Genomic DNA, 18,880 nt, shown 5'->3' with positions numbered 1-18,880 from the left:
AAACTACCACTTTTCCAACACGGCTTGCATCGCAGAAAGCTGAGCAGCACTCAATCCTTGTTCCTGACTGATATCTGACAGCGTGCTGACGTCACTATCGAAAAACAAACTGTTAAACGCCATTTGATGACAAAGCAAGATGCGCTGCTGCATCAGCGACTCTCCCCCACGACATAACTGCCACAGCATTTGATTCACTTCACTGGTAATGCCCCAGTTAATCAATAGCAGTGAAGAGGCGCCGTACAAACACACATTAAATTCTGCGTCGAGCTGCTGCACAAACGCTTCAAAGCTGACTGATTGGCTCCACTGTGCATAGAGCGTCTCACTGGAAATGTGTTCAGCGTGAAAAATAAGCAGTAACGATAAGGGGCCAAACATCACCACCTGATTCAGGATGTCGTTCTGGGCCTCACTGTATTCGTTGGCGAATAGTGCCTGAAACAGCGTATGGCTCAATAACATTGCATCAATCAGCTTGGCCACGTCCGGATGTACGCTCTGAACGGTCAGGAATTGTTGTGCTGCGAATAATACCGCCAGATGACGCACCTGACTGACACCGAGGTTGCGCCCGATAGCCTGTTGCAGTGATACCGGCGTGGTTCCGTAAACGGCGCGACTGGCTTTGCCCATAATATGTGCCTGGAACACCGGGTCGGACGCAATAAGCGCCACAAGTTTGCCCACAGTCTGTTGTTCCTCGGGTAACTGGATGATCTGATTAATTGTCTCCGGCAACGGCGGCAGGTTATCTGACACCTCCAGCAAGGCCTGGTTACCCCGTTGAAAACGCAGGCGACTGCCTATCTGACGCAGTTGCCCCGGACTAACACCAGTAAACTCCTTAAAGCTGCGGTCAAATGCCCGTCTGTCAGAAAAGCCCAGCAAGTCTGTGACGTCATCGACTTTTTTTCCGCTCAACAAGTAGTGCACGCTTTTCTCGTGAATATATCCCTTCAGCACCGCACTAAATGAAATATCGTCGTTGCGCAGGGTGCGCCTGAACGTCGACATATTCATATTGAGTTTTTCAGCAATGCCCTCGGCGCGGATCCGGGCTGGTTGGTGATAGGTATCGAAGGCTTTTAACAGGGTGACCAGCAGTGAGTTTTCGCTATCCTGGTGTGCATATTGCTGAAAGTTTCGGGCCAGTACCTGCTGCAGATTAGGACTATGGAAAAAAGACTGCCTGTCCAGCCAGTCTGCGTTGAAAGACAACCGCAATTCGGTTTGCTGTTCTGTTACCGATATTGGCGCCCGGCTGATGGGTGTCAGCAACGCCAGGTTGTCATTTGTTGGTACGTCGATCGCGGTAAATTCGAAATCGCGCCCGGCTAAATGTCTGAACAGCAGGAGAAAGAAAGCAATCTGAAAGGGGACGAGTGAAACCGGAAGTGTATGCTTCAATACGAGTGTCGCCACGTTATCATCAGTACACAACTGCAGGGTTTCTTCGGGTTGAAACCAGGCCTGAGTGATGTTCTCACTGGCACTCAATGCCGACCGGATATCTTTGCTAAGAGAGGCGTAGCAATGTACGGCGCCCATTTTGTTGAAATCCAGGTAGCCAAGCAAAGACTGCCCTGTGAGCGCGGTATTCTCAGCCACTAACATATCGCAAAGCTGAGCTAATTGTTGCGCCGTTACTTCATTGGACTCTACCCGAGGTAGCAAAGCAACAACCTGTTCATCATCCTTGGTGTTTAGCTGTTTGTCGCGACGCAGGCTTAGTAAAGCACGCAATACGGCGGACCAAAACGTTCCTGTGTAGGTCAATCGAAAGCTCCTTGTCGTTTATATGAGCTAATCATTGCACATAACTGTCAGATTTCGAAGGAAGTTGAACAAAATTGTCCTAAAGTTTTGTATTAAATGTCCTACTCTGATTTTCCCCGCAACTTTATAGTTAACTCATACACAATCCGGTTTAAGTAGTACGGATTGCGTTACCGGCACTAGTGAGTATGCGATGCCAACCGCGAAGTTACTCCGAGTAGTTAGTGCAGGTAATGTCCGGTGACGTCACCACCGGAATCTGTCCGGTCCGGACAGCGATAACCGTCATGCCCGCCACGTCACAGGCGGGCATTTTATTTTCTGAATACAGAATCACTTGCATTCACGGTGCGTATTGGTAGACTTCCCTCGCGCTGACATACCTGTCTTTATTTTCTAGGTTCAGCGCGTACCAAGGGGTGCCGAATGAGGCTGAGATCCACCACGTGGGAACCCTTTTACCTGATCCGGATAATACCGGCGTAGGGATGGTTAACAAAACAGCCTATTCACCTGCCGTAAAAGCCGGATCTTTTGGTCACTATTGCACAAGAGATCCTGTATGAAAGTTTCTAAAACACTGTTTCCATTGTCGTTGTTAAGCGTTGCATTCAGCGCTGCAGCAGAACCAGAATCCGATATCGAGCGCGTCACCGTTTACGGTGATTTTTACCAGCAAACCTTGTCTCAGCTAAGCGCCAGTGCGTCGGTTATCGATGATACTCGCGTATTATCACGTCAGGCCGACCACTTGGATGGCTTGTTGCGTGTTGCCCCTAACGTTAATTTTAGTGCCGGCGCGTCGCGTGGTCGTTTTGTTCAAATTCGTGGTATCGGTGAGCGTTCACAGTTTGCAGAGCCCATTAATCCGTCTGTAGCCTTAATGGTAGATGACTTCGATTTCTCCGGGCTGGGCGCTTCGGGCATTTTGTTTGACACCCAACAAGTCGAGGTGTTCAGAGGGCCACAAGCCACGGTATTTGGTACTGGCGCTCTGGCCGGCGCGGTGTTAATAAAGTCGAATGACGCTGATGCCACTGACAATAATTTCGTAAGCGCACGCGTAGCTACGAAAGACAGCTATCGCGTTGAGCTGGCTAACAGTGTCGCGGTGAGCGACGATCTTGCAGTCAGGGCTGCGGTGTACCATAACCGCAGTGACGGCTTCGTAAAAAATGCGCACCTTAATCGCGAAGACACCAATAACATTGATGAGTCGGCGGTAAAATTGGCGGCAAAATGGCAAATCGATACCGCAACGACGCTGAACCTGGCTTATCGCTGGTACGACATTGACAATGGCTACGATGCGTTCTCGCTGGATAACGACAACATTACCCAGTCTGATGAACCAGGCTTCGATCGTCAGCAAACACACGCGGTAAGTGCCAACATGGCAACCAAACTACAGGCGGGTGAATTACTATTAATCGTAACCCATGCCAGCCACAATATCGGCTATGGTTACGATGAAGACTGGACCTACACCGGTTTCCACCCGTGGGGCTATACGTCCACCGACCATTACTACCGCGAAGTGGATACCAATACTGCCGAAATTCGTTTTGTTGGCAGCGAGGCAGTGTCCCTGTTCAATGATACAACCCGCTGGGTCGTCGGTGCGCGCCTCGAAGGTACAGAGGAGGACCTGTTGCGTGAATATACTTATGCCGATGGTGATTTCGCCAGTCAGTACAAGCCAGTAACGATTGCATTTTACGGTCAGCTCGACAGTCAACTCGCAGACAACCTGAGTTTGTCATTTGGATTGCGTGCAGAAAACTACAATTTCTCTTATGCAGACAATGAAGGGCTGGCCCGTGAGCATGACGAAACCATGTTAGGCGGCAAGCTGGCGTTGAATTACCTGATGGGCGATCAATTGTGGTACGCGAGTATTTCACGTGGTTTCAAAGGGGCAGGTATTAACCCTGACCAAAACGTCCAGGAAGTGAATCGCTTTTTCGATGCTGAATACAACTGGAACTATGAAATCGGGGTGAAGGCACCCTTAGCCGACAGCGTTAATCTGCGTGCTGCGGTATTTGTCATGAAGCGTGAAGATACTCAGGTGAGCGATTTCGACCTGCAGTACCGCGAGGACAACTCGGCTGAATTCTTCAGCATTATTACCAACGCCGACCTAGGCACCAATCAGGGCGCGGAAGTTGAACTGAGCTGGCAGGCAAATGATCGCTGGTCCCTGAATGCATCTGTTGGTTATCTTGATGCGTATTTTGAAAACTACACGCGTGTGGACGACAGTTTCATTGCAAAGCAAACGCTGGCGCAATCGCCATCTGTAACTGCTAACGCATTCAGTCAGTACAGCTTCACTGACAGCCTGACGTGGAACCTTGAGGTCGATTATACGGCCAGCTACCGTTTCTCAGATGGTCACGATGTGAAATCGCCAGCCGCGACCCTGGTGCACACGCAGTTGGTATGGCAACAAAACGATTTGGAAACCACGCTGTGGGTTAACAACCTGTTCGACGAGACCTATTACACGCGCGGTTTCGGCGGATTCAGTAACGACCCGCGGGATTATTACGAGTTTGAAGAACCTTATTATCAGTTCGGCAATGGTCGTCAGGTCGGTGTCACGGTTCGATATCAGTTTTAGGAGAATATCTGATGCAAGTCATGGTTGAGTTGTCGCTTTATCCTTTGGTGAACGAGTTTATTCCGCCCATTAAAGCCTTTATTGAACGGCTGAATAGTCATCAGGCACTGACAGTGACAACCTGTTCTACCAGCACGCAGGTAACCGGCGATTACCAGACCGTAATGCAAATCCTGGGAACGGAAATGCAGCGCGTTCATGAGGAAGTGGGCCAGGCAATCTTTGTGGCCAAATTCCTGAATTTTGACGCGATGCAGAGCAGGTAACTCACCATGGAACAGTTGGCTACACAGTTTGTGTCACAATTTCTGCAGACCTCGGTGTTGGAATGGTTGGCAGTAATACTGGCTATAGCGTATGTGTGGCTGGCTGCTCGTCAGAACGTATGGTGCTGGGCTGCTGCATTTACCAGCACCGCACTGTATACCTGGATTTTCTGGCAGGTGTCCCTGCCATTCCAATCTGCCTTAAATGTCTTTTATATGGTGATGGCCGTTTACGGCTATTGGCAATGGCATCACAAAGCAACGGATAACAACCAGGTGGTAAGTTGGCCCTTCTGGCTCCACGCGTTGCTGGTAATGGTGTTGGCAGGCGTTGTTGTGCTGTTGGGAAAACTGGCGGCCTCGCAGTTTAATCACGAGCATTTATGGCTGGATGCGGCGGTCAACGTGTTCAGTGTGGTGACTACCTTTATGGTTGCCCATAAAGTGCTGCAGAACTGGGTGTATTGGTTTTTCATTAATTGTGCAGCAGTGTACTTGTACTGGCAGAGCGGACTGGCGTTGTCTGCTTGCCTGTTTGTTGGGTATGTGGGATTCTCTTTGTACGGATATATACAATGGAAAAAAGAATGGGTGAGTCATTCCCCAGTGATGAATTAGTACGGACACTGGTACCCATCTTACCTAATGCATCAGCGTTTGACTGGCAGTTAGTGCGTCAAGGGCCGGCAAACAGGGTATTCAAAGTCTCTGATGGTCATCAGGCCTGGGCGGTCAAAGTACTTGGTCCGGACACCTTCAGCGCCGTTGATTATACAAACGTGTACGGTTTGCAGAAACAGTTGAGCGAGCAGGGCGTTGCTCCGTCTCTCTGCGGTTTTGACAAGCACGCCAGAATTTGGGTGGAAAGCTGGATTGAAACGCCGGAACAAACTCACCTTGATACCAGGTTACTGGCCAACGCGTTATGGCGGGTACATCAGTGTGACGTAAACGCACCGACCTTAGCCCTTGTTCCAGTATGGCAGCATTACCTGGAACAGCTTTCCTCACGGGAAGCCAGGCCATTTGTTGCACAGCGAGACAAGCTGACTCAGTTACTTGCTCGCTACAGTCACTATGACGATTACTGTTTTTGCCATAATGACCTGTCGTTTGCCCATTTGGTGGGTGCGCAGCGAGACCTGATTATTGATTGGGAATACGCGGCAATTGGCAATCGCTATTTCGATTTAGCCGCGTGTGTCGTGATCAATGAAATGGATAGTGCACAGCAACAGGCTTTATGTGAAGCCTATGCGGATGTCTCTGCCATTTCGCTTCATACCGTAAAGCAGCAAACCGACATATTTCTACCCATTGTTCAATTTACCAACGACTTATGGATGGCGGCATTACCATAAGGTTTACCGATATGGTTATTTATTGCCCGGTTGGCTCAATTTTGACGATTTTCCGTTAAAAGTGCTTTACCTTTGATCGGGCATACGTATAATTCACAGCGCGCTAGGGGTGTAGTTCGAATTGGTAGAACAGCGGTCTCCAAAACCGATGGTTGGGGGTTCGAGTCCCTCCACCCCTGCCACTTCTCTCTTTAATCTGATACACTTTTCCTACTTCGTTTTTTCCATCAGGTGTCGTAAATGACGACAGGATTGTCTGATTATCAAATTGCTGTATTGCAAGCCATGAACATTCCGGTATTCCAACGCCAGGATGCACAAAAGGTAACGCAGTCAGCAGAACAGGTTGCCAGCCCGGTACCTGCAGATAAGCCCAAGCGCACACCCGTTTCAAAGTCTGATGCACAATCTCGTCTAGCCAGTCTCAAAGCAGCCATGTCGTCAGAGGGTAAAGCCGATAAAAATCAAACTACCGCTGCTGTTTCTGTAACCAATTCAGCACCTGCAAAGCAGCCGGTTGGCGAACAGTTCAGCGCATTTACTGATGATGTCTCTAACGCCTTAGCATCTCTCAAGCTTAATGAGAAAGCAGCCGTCTGGATAGGTAAAGAACTAAGCGTAAACCAGCAAGAGTTGGTACTACCTGCCCAACCTGACAAACTAACAGCAGAGCACAAACGTGCGTTATGGCAAGCGTTGGTTGCGCTGTCAGCAAGCTGAACCCTGTTATGACATTACTCCCTCTGTTAGCGGCCGATGCAGAGCAAGCCCACGCCATACACACCGCTGTTCAATACAAGCCATGGTCGAGAAAAACCTTTGAAGATTGCCTGACCCAGCCCTATGAAGGTTGGATGCTTAAGCAAGATGGCAGCATTAACGGTTTTTGTATTTTACTGTACGTACTGGACGAAGTAACGCTAATGGAAATCGCGGTCGCGCCGGAGCAACAGGGCAAAGGACTGGGCAGAGAGATGCTGACATTTGTACTGTCTCATTGTAAAGCGAAAGGCATGCACAGCTGTTGGCTTGAAGTGAGAGCGTCTAACGCACCTGCTATTCACCTTTATACCAAACAGGGATTTGAAACCGTAGAAACGCGAAAAGGTTATTACCCGACGTCATCGGGGCGAGAAGATGCGATTGTAATGAAGCGCGATCTACTCAGGTAGCTTTCCCGATACTTTTTGACGTTCTATGAACATGTTTATCCGATACTTAAGGTTTCTCATCAAAGAACTGTGATTGGAATGTCGCCCTTTATTTACCCGCTCAATATCACTCTCAAACTCGCGGTTCACTTTGATTTTGTAGGGTTTTATTCCAATTACATTTAATTGAATTTCTGAATGAAATTGAATATCTATATCCACAGGACGGAAAAAAGGCTTTCTGGCCAAGAGTTTCTTTGCGCCAGTTAAACTAACTGCATATGCCTGACAACCGTTGGGTACAGTTTTGTAGTTTCCCACTGAGAATTCATTGTCTATGGGCGTTGAATGATAAAATGGAGTGGGTCTGCCATCATAGAGTTTTATGAGATCCCAACTTTTAGGCAGTGTTTCTATTGTCTCGATAGCAGACGTAAAACCAGGATCAACATTTAAGTCGTCTTCCAGCACGATACAGGCAGAAATATTGTCTTCTACAATCTTTTCCCAGGCCCGGTAATGGCTTATGTAACAGCCAATTTCACCATCCGTGAGATTGCGGTGATGTTGCTTGCGATTTTTTTTGTGATTCGCCCATATTGACTTGTCCTGTTCGCTTAGAGCGCACCCCAAGGTGCCGGCAAGTCTGATAGGATTGAGTCCGATATTAGAGAGTTGCTTACTCAGACTTTCCCATCGCTCAATGCTGTCATCTAAATTTATTATTATTATTGGAATCAAAATTTAAACCATTGGATTTTAGAAAGAGATTGAGTTGCTGTCGTTATTGTTAAGAAAATTACAACAACTCTCACACCGAATAGTAAATAGTTACGACCTCCAAGGCAACATAACGTGATTAATTAAGACTGTTGGTTTAAAAATCCATACTGGCGAATAACACAAATGATCGTTTCGATGCCGGTTTTACATCAAACGAGTCATTTTCAGGGTAAAGCGACAGACCCGTTACGGCTTCAACATACCGCACGTCAGCATAGCGTACTTGCCCACTGCCATGTTTCGCATACATGCCGATTGTCAGCGGGTAACTCATGATATGCGTTTCAAATGCCACACTGACGCCGGTTGTATCGATGGCTTCTTCGCGCTGGAACGGTTGAGTCAGGTCAATCACACTGTTGCTGTTATCAGTGAATACACCGAAGGTGACTGCCGAAGTGTTGCTAACCGGAATTTTTACGCCAAGGGCGTAGTTGGTCACTTGCTTTAATTCCCGGTTTAGTGGCACGCTGTCGGTGGTTTTGTTGGCTAAATCTACTTTAGTGAAATAGTTAACCTGCCCGGTAATCAGCCAGCCATTGCTTTCATAGGCAGCACCGGCAGACAATTTAAGCGGTTGCTTTTGGTCTTTGTCGGTGTTGATTTCATCGCGGAAGGTGGTGTTTGGGGAACCGGTGAGTAAAGTCACCATCGGCGCCACTATGACACTGTTTGAACGATAGCTTCGATTTAATGATGCCGTATAGGTAGCAGAAGCACCCAGGCGCCAACCGTTTTCTTTGTAGAGCACACTGAGCTGAGGAGAAATAAAAAACTGCTTTTCCGTAATACGTCGCCGCGCATCAAAACCGGTATAAATCTCCCCCATTGGGGAATCGATCACAATAGCCGCACCTGATGACTGATTAAGTACTGTCTCGGCATATTGTAGGTTCATACCAAAGCCAAGTGAAAACGTTGAATTTATTTTATAGGCAGCGACACCACCTAAGCGGTAGGCCGCATTGTCGAAATCGTAAACGACCGATTCTGTTACCTGCTGCTGTGCACTTACCTCAGTAGCGGGGAGGGTATAGTCGGAGCGACTGTCGACCCGTTCCTGAGAAAAGTCGGTAACGGTAAAGTAGCTACCGATGTGCCAGTTTTCCAGTTCTGTGCTGATCCCTAGGAAACCGGGTACAACAGCAAATGAGGCGCGCTCAAAATCGTCGCCGTTTGAATAAACCTGTTCGAAACGGGTGCGTTCGAATGCCATGGTGTTTACAGAGGCTGATTTGGCTCCCGACTGAAAACTGAGACCTGCAGGGTTGTAATACATTGCAGACTGGTCATCAGCTACTGCGATAAAAGCGCCGCCATAACCGATGGCACGGCCGCCGACTAACAAATTACCGTAGTGGTATTGATCGGCCATCAGGGAGGGAGAAATTGCGAATAAGCACGACAGCATTCCGGTTTTAAGTCGGTTCATGTAGCCACTCCTTTGCGAGTTTTATTGTTATTTATTGTATGTTTTCTATACGTTACGCACACAGCCTGTGAATCGCAAGATGTAACCTGTGCATTTGTGGAAATAAAAAAGAGGTGCATAAAGCACCTCTTGTAGAAAGTTAAATTGTGACTACTGGATTTGCCCTCGAAGCTCACCTGCAGTGTAAGCTGGTGTGTGGACATTGACATAATGACCACCTGAGGCCAGTACCGCAAAGATGGCCGCGTCTAGCATTGCACCACTTGGTGCCATCCAACGATTTACATCACTAGCGTCTTGTTCAAGTGCCAACAGTACCGGGCCGTCTACACCTGCTGCACCGGTATGGATATGCGCAGCCGTTGCATCTGCTACGCCACTGGTAACCACTTGCAGTTCTAGACTGTAATCGTCGGTGTTGACCAACGCATAGCCGCTGCCCGTTGCAGTTGTTGTCACTGCGTGAGTTTCCTGTTCACCGCTCAGCCCGAACGCTACCATTACGTAATTGTCGGTAAGGATTTGACCGCGTAATTCGCCGCTCGTATTGGCTGGCGTATGTACATTGACATAGTGTCCACCTGAAGCCAGTACCGCAAAGATTTCAGCCGTTAGCATTGTGCCTTCCGCTGTCATCCACATGCCCGGATCGTCCATAGATTGTTCAAGGGCAGCCAGCACATCACCGTTCATGCCGATACGACCAGTGTGAATGTGAGCAGCCGTTGCGTCATCAACGCCTTCGGTGTGCACAACAAGATCTAATGCGTAAGTCATTGTATTCACTAATGCATAGCCATTGCCTGACGCCATAGTCGTTACAGCTGGCACTTCCTGAGCGCCGCTCAGTCCAAAGGTCGCAATAACATATTCTGGCGTTACGATCTGACCACGGATTTCACCACCCGGGAATGCTGGCGTATGCACGTTCACATAATGGCCGCCTGAGGCCAACACTGCCAGAATATCAGCGTTAATCGCTGTATCCGCCGGTGTCATCCACATGCCTGGATCGCTCATTGACTGTTCCAATCCCACCAGAACATCACCGTTCATGCCAATACCGCCGGTGTGAATATGGGCAGCTGTTGCATCGTCTACGCCAGTGGTATGAACAACGAGTTCTAAATCATATGTCGACGTGTTCACAACGGCATAACCATTTCCCATCGCAGATGTCGAGGCTACGGGTACCTGTTGGTCGCCGTTAAGTTCGAACGTTGCCAGCGCATAGTCGTTGGTTAGGATCTGGCCTCTTAGTTCTCCGCTGCCGTTGGCCGGGGTGTGCACATTCACATAGTGACCGCCTGAAATGAGCACGTCGACAATTGACGCTTCGATGGCGAGATTTTCTGGCGTTACCCATTTGCCCATGTCATCGGCCGACTGTTCAAGCGCGACCAGCACATCACCGTTCATACCCACACGACCAGTATGAATGTGTGCCGCAGTAGCATCGTCTACGCCCTCAGTCACTACCGTAACCTCGACGGCATATGTGGAAGTGTTAATTAGTGCATACCCACTACCATATGCATCGGTATCAACTGCGGGTACTTCTTGAGCGCCACTAAGCGCAAACGTCGCCAGTTGATAATCGTCGGTCAGGATTTGACCGCGAATTTCACCGCTTGGCTGGCTGGTGGTATGTACGTTGACATAATGGCCGCCTGACGCCAGTACTGCGAAGATATCTTCGTCAATCATGGTACCTTCAGGCGTCATCCACATGGTCATGTCGTCCATTGATTGCTCGAGAGCCACCAACACATCGCCGTTGTTACCAGCGCGACCGGTATGAATATGAGCCGCTGTTGCGTCATCAATGCCGTCGGTATAAACAACTAAATCGAGATCGTAGGTTGCGGTGGATACCAATGCGTAACCATAACCGTCGGCGAGGGTGGAGACGGCCGGTACTTCTTGTTCGCCATCCAGCATGAAGGTTACGATCGCCATGTCATCAGACACTATCTGACCACGGAGTTCACCGTCTGAAAAGGTCTCAGTATGCACGTTTACATACCATTCGCCTCCCAGCAAGTCTTCAATCAGGTCTGCGTCAACACTGGTTTCATCTAGAGTGTAGGTGCCGTCGCCAGCACTTTCAAAACCAAATGCTACATCACCATTTCGACCAATATCTCCATCATGAATGTGGACAGCCTGTACCCCTTCAACATTGCTCACGTCAACTGAGGCACGAATTAGTCCGAGGGATTCGTCCAGCTCAATGGTGGCGGTGCCCATTTGCATCGACATGTTGGCAGGGACTTGCTGCTTACCACTCAGATCGATATCGAATGTTGCGCTCGCGCTGAAGGTGGGGGCAGGAGGTGGAGTGACCACTTCCTCTTTTTTATCATCGTCATGCATACAAGCAGCGAGGAATGCCGCGCACCCCACGACTGCAAACTTGTGTAACTTCATGGTGTTCTCCAGTGTCGTTTACATTGTTAACAACTATTTAACGCTGGAGGTAACCTAAAAGATCATAGGATTTTATAAATTCAAATTTACAAACAATTGAAATTCGTTAATGTGTTGAATTTGTTCAAATTAGCGTTTGGCAATTTTTACGGTTGTGTCTGATAACGAGATCAGAGAGTCACCATACAGTGAAAAACGATTCAGGCGGACTAACCTACCAACACCGGCCAAATACCTATATAATCGCGGCCAATAAATTATTGGAGCAACAGCTTCAATCTGCAGTTCTTTAACCGAAAAGCATTGGATTAATGAGTACAGTTCAACAAGAAATTAGTCGTCGCCGCACGTTTGCGATTATTTCGCACCCCGACGCCGGTAAAACCACCATCACAGAAAAAGTGCTGTTGTACGGAAATGCCTTGCAAACAGCGGGTACCGTGAAAGGCAAAAAGTCAGGTCAGCATGCTAAATCTGACTGGATGGAAATGGAAAAGGAACGTGGGATTTCCGTAACCACCTCGGTGATGCAGTTTCCCTACGCCGATAATCTTGTGAACTTACTCGATACCCCCGGACACGAAGACTTTTCGGAAGACACCTACCGTACACTGACTGCGGTTGATTCCTGTTTAATGGTTATCGACGCGGCAAAAGGGGTAGAGGACCGCACTCGCAAACTAATGGAAGTTACCCGTCTGCGCGATACGCCAATCATTACTTTTATGAACAAGCTTGACCGCGATATCCGTGACCCTATGGAGTTGCTGGATGAAGTGGAAACCGAGCTGAATATTGCCTGTGCCCCTGTTACCTGGCCCATTGGCTGCGGTAAACAATTCAAAGGTGTGTACCATATTCACCGCGATGAAACGATCCTGTATCAGTCTGGCCAAGGCCATACCATCCAGGACGTGCGAATTATCAAAGGGTTAGACAACCCGGAGTTAGATGAAGCCGTAGGCAACGGATTAGCAGCAGAGTTTCGTGATGAGCTTGAGCTGGTGATGGGCGCATCCAATGAATTTGATCAGGAGTTATTCCTGGCCGGTGAAATTACACCGGTATTCTTTGGTACGGCATTGGGTAACTTTGGTGTTGACCATATGCTGGATGGGCTGGTGGCTTGGGCGCCTGAGCCTCAGGGACGCGAAACCGACAGCGGCGCAGTCGAAGCGACTGATCCGAAATTCAGTGGCTTTGTGTTTAAGATCCAGGCCAACATGGACCCGAAACACCGTGACCGTATTGCATTCTGCCGTATTGTGTCAGGCAAGTACGAAAAAGGCATGAAAATGCGCCACACGCGGATTGGCAAGGATGTACGAATTTCCGATGCACTGACGTTTCTTGCTGGCGACCGTGCACTGCTTGAAGAAGCGTACGCAGGCGACATCATTGGTTTGCATAACCACGGCTCTATTCGCATTGGCGATACGTTTTCTTCCGGCGAGGATTACCGTTTTACCGGTATCCCTAACTTCGCGCCTGAATTGTTTAAGCGTATCCGCCTGAAAGATCCTCTTAAACAGAAGCAACTGCAAAAAGGCCTGATTCAGCTATCAGAAGAAGGGGCTGTGCAGGTGTTCCGCCCGTTAATCAATAACGATTTAATTGTAGGCGCAGTGGGTGTGCTGCAGTTTGATGTGGTGGTTGCCCGCTTGAAAGCGGAATACAACGTTGACGCGATATATGAGCACGTTAGCGTGGCAACAGCGCGTTGGGTTTACAGCAAAGACGCCAAAAAACTTGACGAATTCCAGCGTAAGGCCGAGCAAAACCTAGCTCTGGATGGCGGTGATAACTTGACCTATATCGCCCCGACTATGGTAAACCTGCAGTTAGCGCAGGAGCGTTACCCGGATATTGAATTTACAACAACACGCGAGCACTAATCACCGATATGAATATTCACGCTTTACTAATATCACGTTTTTCCGAGGCATTAACCTCAATGGGTATTTCTGACGCACCAGTACCGGTTGCGCGCAGTGGTCGCCCGGAATTTGGTGAGTATCAGTTCAACGGTGCTATGGCGCTGGCAAAAACGCTGAAGCAAAAACCTCGCGATATCGCACAGCAAATTTTAGAACAGGTAAAACTGGACGACGTTGCCAGCAAGCTGGAAATTGCCGGTCCGGGTTTTATTAACATTCACCTGCGCGATGACTGGTTAGCAGAACAATGTAATGCGGCACTGGATGATGCGCGGGTAGGCATTCCAGCTCAACAACCGCAAACTGTTGTAGTCGATTACTCTTCGCCCAACCTGGCCAAGGAAATGCACGTTGGCCATTTACGCACAACCATTATTGGTGATGCGGTTGTTAAGTTGTTGGAATTTCTTGGCCACAAGGTGATTCGTCAGAATCACATGGGTGACTGGGGCACGCAGTTTGGCATGTTGCTGGCACACTTAAGCGACAAACTCAGCCACAACGAAGTTGCAGAAACGGCGCTGTCTGATCTGGAAGATTTCTATCGTGAAGCCAAGGTCCGCTTCGACGAAGAAGACGGCTTTGCCGACCGCGCCCGTGAGTATGTTGTAAAACTTCAGGGCGGTGATGCACAGTGTCTGGCATTGTGGAAACAGTTTATCGACGTCTCGATTTCACACAGTGAAGAAGTGTACGACAAGCTGAACGTTAGCCTGACCCGAAAAGACATTATGGGCGAGTCAGCCTATAACGACGATTTGGCTAACGTGGTTGCTGAGTTAAAAGAAAAAGGCATTGCGGTAGAAGATCAGGGCGCACAGGTCGTGTTTATTCCTGAACTGGCCGACAAAGAAGGTAATCCAGCGGTGTACATCGTACAAAAATCCGGTGGCGGTTACTTGTATGCCACCACGGATTTAGCCGCAATCCGCTATCGCAGCGGTACACTGAACGCCGACAGAACCCTGATTCTGACGGATGCGCGTCAGGCTCTGCACTTCAAGCAAACCGAAATTGTAGGCCGTAAGGCGGGCTTTATGAAGCCAGAGCAAAGCTACGAGCATTGCCCGTTTGGTATGATGCTGGGCAGCGACGGCAAACCGTTTAAAACCCGTTCTGGCGGCACTGTAAAACTGGTTGAGCTACTGGACGAGGCGGTTGAACGCGCGGCGAAATTACTTGCTCAACGTGATACGGAATTGTCAGAAGATGAACTGAACGCGGTAGCCCGTAAAGTGGGCATCGGTGCGGTGAAATACGCAGACCTGAGTAAAAACCGTACCACAGACTATATGTTTAACTGGGACACCATGTTGAGCTTTGAAGGAAATACGGCACCGTATTTACAGTATGCGTTTACCCGTGTGCAAAGCTTGTTCCGCAAGGCAGATGTTGCGCCAACACAGTTGTCTCAGGCTATTCATATCGAACACCCTCAGGAACATGCGTTGGCTGTTCAGCTATTGCAGTTTGAAGAACAATTGGCTGTAGTTGCCCGTGATGCAACGCCACACGTGCTGTGTAGCTATCTTTACGACTTAGCTAGCCACTTCATGAGTTTCTATGAAGCCTGTCCGATTCTCAAGGACGACGTAGACAGTAACACGCGTCAAAGCCGTTTGGCGTTGTCTGCATTGGTCGCAAAACAGCTGAAGCTGGGCTTAGACCTGCTGGGCATCGAAACGCTGGATAAAATGTAGCGGCTCAGAGAAGCCGCACTCTCACCCTAATTACAGATAACAGACCTAGGAAGGCTTATACCATGACTAAGATTCTTGCGTTTTCAGGCAGTACCCGGCGAAACTCTTACAACCAGGCCGTGGTTGAATGTGCGGCGCAGGCTGCTAAAGATGCCGGTGCGGAAGTAACCGTGATCAACCTGGCTGACTATGCGATGCCGATCTTTAACGAAGATGAAGAGGCTGAGTACGGTATTCCGGAGCGCGCTCAGGCTTTTAAACAGCTTATGATTGAGCACGATGGTATCCTTATCGCCAGTCCGGAATACAACAGCAGCTATCCTGCGGTACTGAAAAACGCCATTGACTGGGCATCGCGTAAAGCGGGAGATGAGCCTGTACTTGCGGCGTATAAGCAAAAAGTGGTTGGCTTAATGGCGGCTTCGCCAGGTGCGCTGGGCGGCATGCGTGTGCTGGTGGTATTGCGCATGCTAATGCAGAACCTGAGCTGTATTGTTGCCCCAGCCCAGGTCGCAGTAGGTAATGTCGCCGACAAGCTTGATGAGTCGGGTGCTATCAGCGACGAGAAAACGAAAAAGCAACTGGCGAATCTGGCGAAACAGGTTGTCGACCTGGCCACTAAGCTGAAAAGCGAATAATCCATAACGCGCGGTACTGACAAACGGCTGTTAAATATCGGCTAAATTCGGTAATATCGCGCGTCTTATCTACAACACCAACGTATTAAGGTTACCCATGTTTGAAGTTAACCCAGTGCAAAATGCGATTCGGGATATCCGGGCGCGTAGTGAAGCGCTTAGGGGGTATCTTTGACTTCGATGTTAAGTCGGAGCGTCTAGAAGAAGTTAACCGCGAGCTGGAAAGTCCGGATGTCTGGAATGAGCCAGAGCGCGCGCAGGCCCTTGGTAAAGAAAAAGTCGCACTAGAACAGGTTGTCGAAACCATTCAGCGACTGGAGCAAGGTGCCGAAGACGTCGAAGGTCTGCTTGAATTAGCTGTAGAAGCCGAAGACGAAGACACCTTCAACGAAGCGAAAAGTGAGCTCGATGAACTGATAGAGCAACTGGAAGTGCTGGAATTCCGCCGCATGTTCGCCGGCCCGAACGACAGCTGCGATTGCTACCTCGACATACAGTCTGGTTCTGGCGGCACCGAAGCGCAGGACTGGGCCAATATGCTGCTCAGAATGTACTTGCGCTGGGGTGAGGAGCACGGCTTTAAAACTGAACTGATTGAAGTGTCAGACGGTGACGTTGCCGGTATTAAGAGTGCGACGATTCGCTTTGAAGGCGAGTATGCCTTTGGCTGGCTACGCACGGAAACCGGCGTGCATCGCCTGGTACGTAAATCGCCCTTTGACTCAGGCAATCGCCGTCATACGTCATTTGCATCGGCCTTCGTTTATCCGGAAATTGACGACGATATCGAAATCGAAATCAACCCGGCGGATTTGCGCATCGACACCTACCGCGCGTCAGGCGCTGGTGGTCAGCACGTTAACCGGACTGACTCCGCGGTGCGGATCACGCACGTACCTACCAATATCGTAGTGCAGTGCCAGAATGACCGCTCGCAACACAAGAATAAAGATCAGGCAATGAAGCAATTGAAAGCCAAACTCTATGAGTATGAGCTGCAAAAGCAAACTGCCGAAAAACAAGCGATGGAAGACAACAAATCTGATATCGGCTGGGGTAGCCAAATCCGCTCTTACGTACTGGACGATTCCCGTATTAAGGATTTGCGCACCGGCGTTGAAACCCGCAACACACAAGCGGTTCTTGACGGCGGATTAGACAAGTTTATTCAGGCCAGCCTTAAGTCAGGTCTTTAAGCCATTTAACAGAAAGTGAACAGATTATGAGCGACCAACAACTCGACGAAAACAAATTGATTGCCGAGCGCCGCGCGAAACTGAGCGCGATTCGGGAAACCTGCCGTGCCAATGGCTTTCCTAACAGCTTTCGTCGTGAAAATTACGCCGACGAATTGCAGCAGCAATTTGGTGAACTGGACAAAGAAACCCTGATTGAACAAGACAATCAGGTGAGCATTGCCGGCCGTATTATGGCTAAACGTGGCCCATTCCTGTTATTACAGGACATGACTGGCCGTATTCAGGCCTATGCCGACAAAGACACGCAAAAAGACATCAAGGCGCGCTACGGCTCGCTGGATATCGGTGACATCATCGGTGTGGCTGGTGCGCTGCACAAGTCGGGTAAAGGCGATCTTTATGTCAACATGAGTCAGTATGAACTGCTGACTAAGTCTCTGCGTCCGCTACCTGAGAAATTCCACGGCCTGACTGACCAGGAAACCAAGTATCGCCAGCGTTATGTTGACCTGATCACCAGCGAAAAAACCCGTGAAACGTTTGTGGTTCGAAGCAAAATTGTTAACGGTATCCGCAACTTCCTGACTACCCGTAACTACATTGAAGTGGAAACGCCAATGTTGCAGGTGATCCCAGGCGGTGCGACTGCAAAACCGTTCGTTACGCACCACAATTCACTGGATATCGATATGTATTTGCGTATCGCCCCTGAACTGTATTTGAAGCGCCTTGTAGTAGGTGGTTTTGAGCGCGTGTTCGAAATCAACCGTAACTTCCGTAACGAAGGTCTGTCTACGCGCCACAACCCTGAATTCACCATGCTGGAGTTCTACCAGGCGTACGCGGATTACAATGACCTGATGAACCTGACAGAAGACATGCTGCGTACACTGGCAGAAGATATTCTGGGCACAGCGATCATTACAAACACCACCAAAGACGCCGAAGGCAATGTGCTGAGCGAAGTGAAGTACGATTTTGGTAAGCCGTTTGATCGTCTGAGCATGGGTGAAGCTATCCTGAAATACTGGCCGGAAGCGAACGAAGTGGCAATCCGCGATCCGGAAGCGCATCTGGACGAGCTGAAAGCAATGGCTAAACAACTGCATATCAAGGAGCCGGAAGTTGACGGTATCTGGGGTGCAGGTAAATACCTTTGCGAAATTTTTGAAGCGACGGCGGAAGAGAAGCTGGAACAGCCTACGTTCATTACTGAATACCCGTGGGAAGTATCACCGCTGGCGCGTCGTAACGACAACAACCCGTTTATTACTGACCGTTTCGAGTTCTTCGTTGGCGGCCGTGAACTGGCAAACGGCTTCAGCGAGTTGAATGACCCGGAAGACCAGGCCGAACGTTTCCGCAAACAAGTGGAAGAGAAAGACGCGGGTGATGACGAAGCCATGCACTACGATGAAGATTATATCCGCGCACTGGAATTCGGTTTACCGCCTACGGCCGGTGAAGGCATTGGTATTGACCGTCTGACCATGTTGTTTACAGACAGCCCGACCATTAAAGACGTGATCCTGTTCCCGCACATGAAGCCAGAGAGCCAGGATCAGTAAGCGACGT

Annotated in this window: 15 protein-coding genes, 1 tRNA gene and 1 riboswitch; of the genes, 12 read left to right on the top strand and 4 right to left on the bottom strand. The window is 49.2% G+C overall.

The genetic code is table 11. The features are described 5' to 3' along the window. Positions 1 to 3: 3 nt before the first annotated feature. A complete protein-coding gene (locus tag BUB81_RS04310) occupies positions 4 to 1,782 on the bottom strand; it encodes a helix-turn-helix domain-containing protein (RefSeq protein ID WP_073318909.1) in 1,779 nt (592 codons plus the stop codon). A gap of 405 nt (positions 1,783 to 2,187) precedes the next feature. Continuing rightward, positions 2,188 to 2,288, top strand: a riboswitch (TPP riboswitch). Between the two features lie 56 nt (positions 2,289 to 2,344). Between BUB81_RS04310 and BUB81_RS04305 the strand changes: the two genes are divergently transcribed. The 7 genes from BUB81_RS04305 to rimI all read left to right on the top strand — a co-directional run bounded on the left by BUB81_RS04305 (position 2,345) and on the right by rimI (position 7,207). After that, positions 2,345 to 4,408 (top strand): TonB-dependent receptor, encoded by a 2,064-nt coding sequence (locus BUB81_RS04305; protein WP_073318906.1) that lies wholly within the window; start codon positions 2,345 to 2,347, stop codon positions 4,406 to 4,408. An 11-nt stretch (positions 4,409 to 4,419) separates the two neighbouring features. After that, positions 4,420 to 4,674: a YkoF family thiamine/hydroxymethylpyrimidine-binding protein gene (locus tag BUB81_RS04300; RefSeq protein ID WP_073318903.1), complete on the top strand. Its 255-nt coding sequence runs from the start codon at positions 4,420 to 4,422 to the stop codon at positions 4,672 to 4,674. A 6-nt stretch (positions 4,675 to 4,680) separates the two neighbouring features. Next, positions 4,681 to 5,292 carry a nicotinamide riboside transporter PnuC gene (gene pnuC / locus BUB81_RS04295; protein WP_073318900.1) on the top strand — a complete coding sequence of 204 codons (612 nt, stop codon included), beginning with the start codon at positions 4,681 to 4,683 and terminating at the stop codon, positions 5,290 to 5,292. Further along, complete coding sequence (locus BUB81_RS04290) at positions 5,250 to 6,035, top strand: phosphotransferase (protein ID WP_084526219.1); 786 nt, start codon at positions 5,250 to 5,252, stop codon at positions 6,033 to 6,035. Before pnuC ends, BUB81_RS04290 begins: the two co-directional genes overlap by 43 nt. Positions 6,036 to 6,140: 105 nt before the next feature. After that, positions 6,141 to 6,217: transfer RNA gene (locus tag BUB81_RS04285), tRNA-Trp, on the top strand. A gap of 58 nt (positions 6,218 to 6,275) precedes the next feature. Beyond that, a complete protein-coding gene (locus tag BUB81_RS04280) occupies positions 6,276 to 6,755 on the top strand; it encodes a hypothetical protein (RefSeq protein WP_073318893.1) in 480 nt (159 codons plus the stop codon). Positions 6,756 to 6,763: 8 nt separating this feature from the next. Continuing rightward, positions 6,764 to 7,207, top strand: a complete 444-nt coding sequence (gene rimI / locus BUB81_RS04275; protein ID WP_073318890.1) for a ribosomal protein S18-alanine N-acetyltransferase — start codon at positions 6,764 to 6,766, stop codon at positions 7,205 to 7,207. Here the strand turns inward: rimI and BUB81_RS04270 are convergent. From BUB81_RS04270 to BUB81_RS04260, 3 genes are all read right to left on the bottom strand, one after another. After that, positions 7,196 to 7,927 (bottom strand): glycosyltransferase family 25 protein, encoded by a 732-nt coding sequence (locus BUB81_RS04270; protein ID WP_245819119.1) that lies wholly within the window; start codon positions 7,925 to 7,927, stop codon positions 7,196 to 7,198. The genes rimI and BUB81_RS04270 overlap by 12 nt on opposite strands. 136 nt (positions 7,928 to 8,063) lie before the next feature. Continuing rightward, positions 8,064 to 9,401, bottom strand: a complete 1,338-nt coding sequence (locus tag BUB81_RS04265; RefSeq protein WP_073318884.1) for an OmpP1/FadL family transporter — start codon at positions 9,399 to 9,401, stop codon at positions 8,064 to 8,066. A 150-nt stretch (positions 9,402 to 9,551) separates the two neighbouring features. Beyond that, positions 9,552 to 11,831 carry a CHRD domain-containing protein gene (locus BUB81_RS04260; RefSeq protein ID WP_073318881.1) on the bottom strand — a complete coding sequence of 760 codons (2,280 nt, stop codon included), beginning with the start codon at positions 11,829 to 11,831 and terminating at the stop codon, positions 9,552 to 9,554. 311 nt (positions 11,832 to 12,142) lie between these two features. On the opposite strand from BUB81_RS04260, the gene prfC reads away from it, so the two are divergent. From prfC to lysS, 5 genes are all read left to right on the top strand, one after another. Continuing rightward, a complete protein-coding gene (gene prfC, locus BUB81_RS04255) occupies positions 12,143 to 13,726 on the top strand; it encodes a peptide chain release factor 3 (protein WP_073318878.1) in 1,584 nt (527 codons plus the stop codon). 8 nt (positions 13,727 to 13,734) lie between these two features. After that, positions 13,735 to 15,468, top strand: a complete 1,734-nt coding sequence (gene argS, locus BUB81_RS04250; protein WP_073318875.1) for an arginine--tRNA ligase — start codon at positions 13,735 to 13,737, stop codon at positions 15,466 to 15,468. Between the two features lie 62 nt (positions 15,469 to 15,530). Then, complete coding sequence (locus BUB81_RS04245) at positions 15,531 to 16,106, top strand: NADPH-dependent FMN reductase (RefSeq protein ID WP_073318872.1); 576 nt, start codon at positions 15,531 to 15,533, stop codon at positions 16,104 to 16,106. A gap of 97 nt (positions 16,107 to 16,203) precedes the next feature. Next, a protein-coding gene (gene prfB, locus BUB81_RS04240) for a peptide chain release factor 2 (RefSeq protein ID WP_139241505.1) occupies positions 16,204 to 17,302 on the top strand; the annotation gives its coding sequence in 2 pieces (ribosomal slippage) (positions 16,204 to 16,278 and positions 16,280 to 17,302; 1,098 coding nt in all). 26 nt (positions 17,303 to 17,328) lie between these two features. Next, on the top strand, positions 17,329 to 18,873 hold the full coding sequence (gene lysS / locus BUB81_RS04235; protein WP_073318866.1) for a lysine--tRNA ligase: 1,545 nt from the start codon (positions 17,329 to 17,331) through the stop codon (positions 18,871 to 18,873). Positions 18,874 to 18,880: the final 7 nt, after the last annotated feature.

Origin of the sequence: Marisediminitalea aggregata (assembly GCF_900129565.1) — a bacterium.
Classification (GTDB): Bacteria; Pseudomonadota; Gammaproteobacteria; order Enterobacterales; family Alteromonadaceae; genus Alteromonas; species Alteromonas aggregata.
The sequence above is the reverse complement of the archived record's forward strand: the minus strand, read 5'-3'. Positions and strand labels throughout refer to the sequence as shown.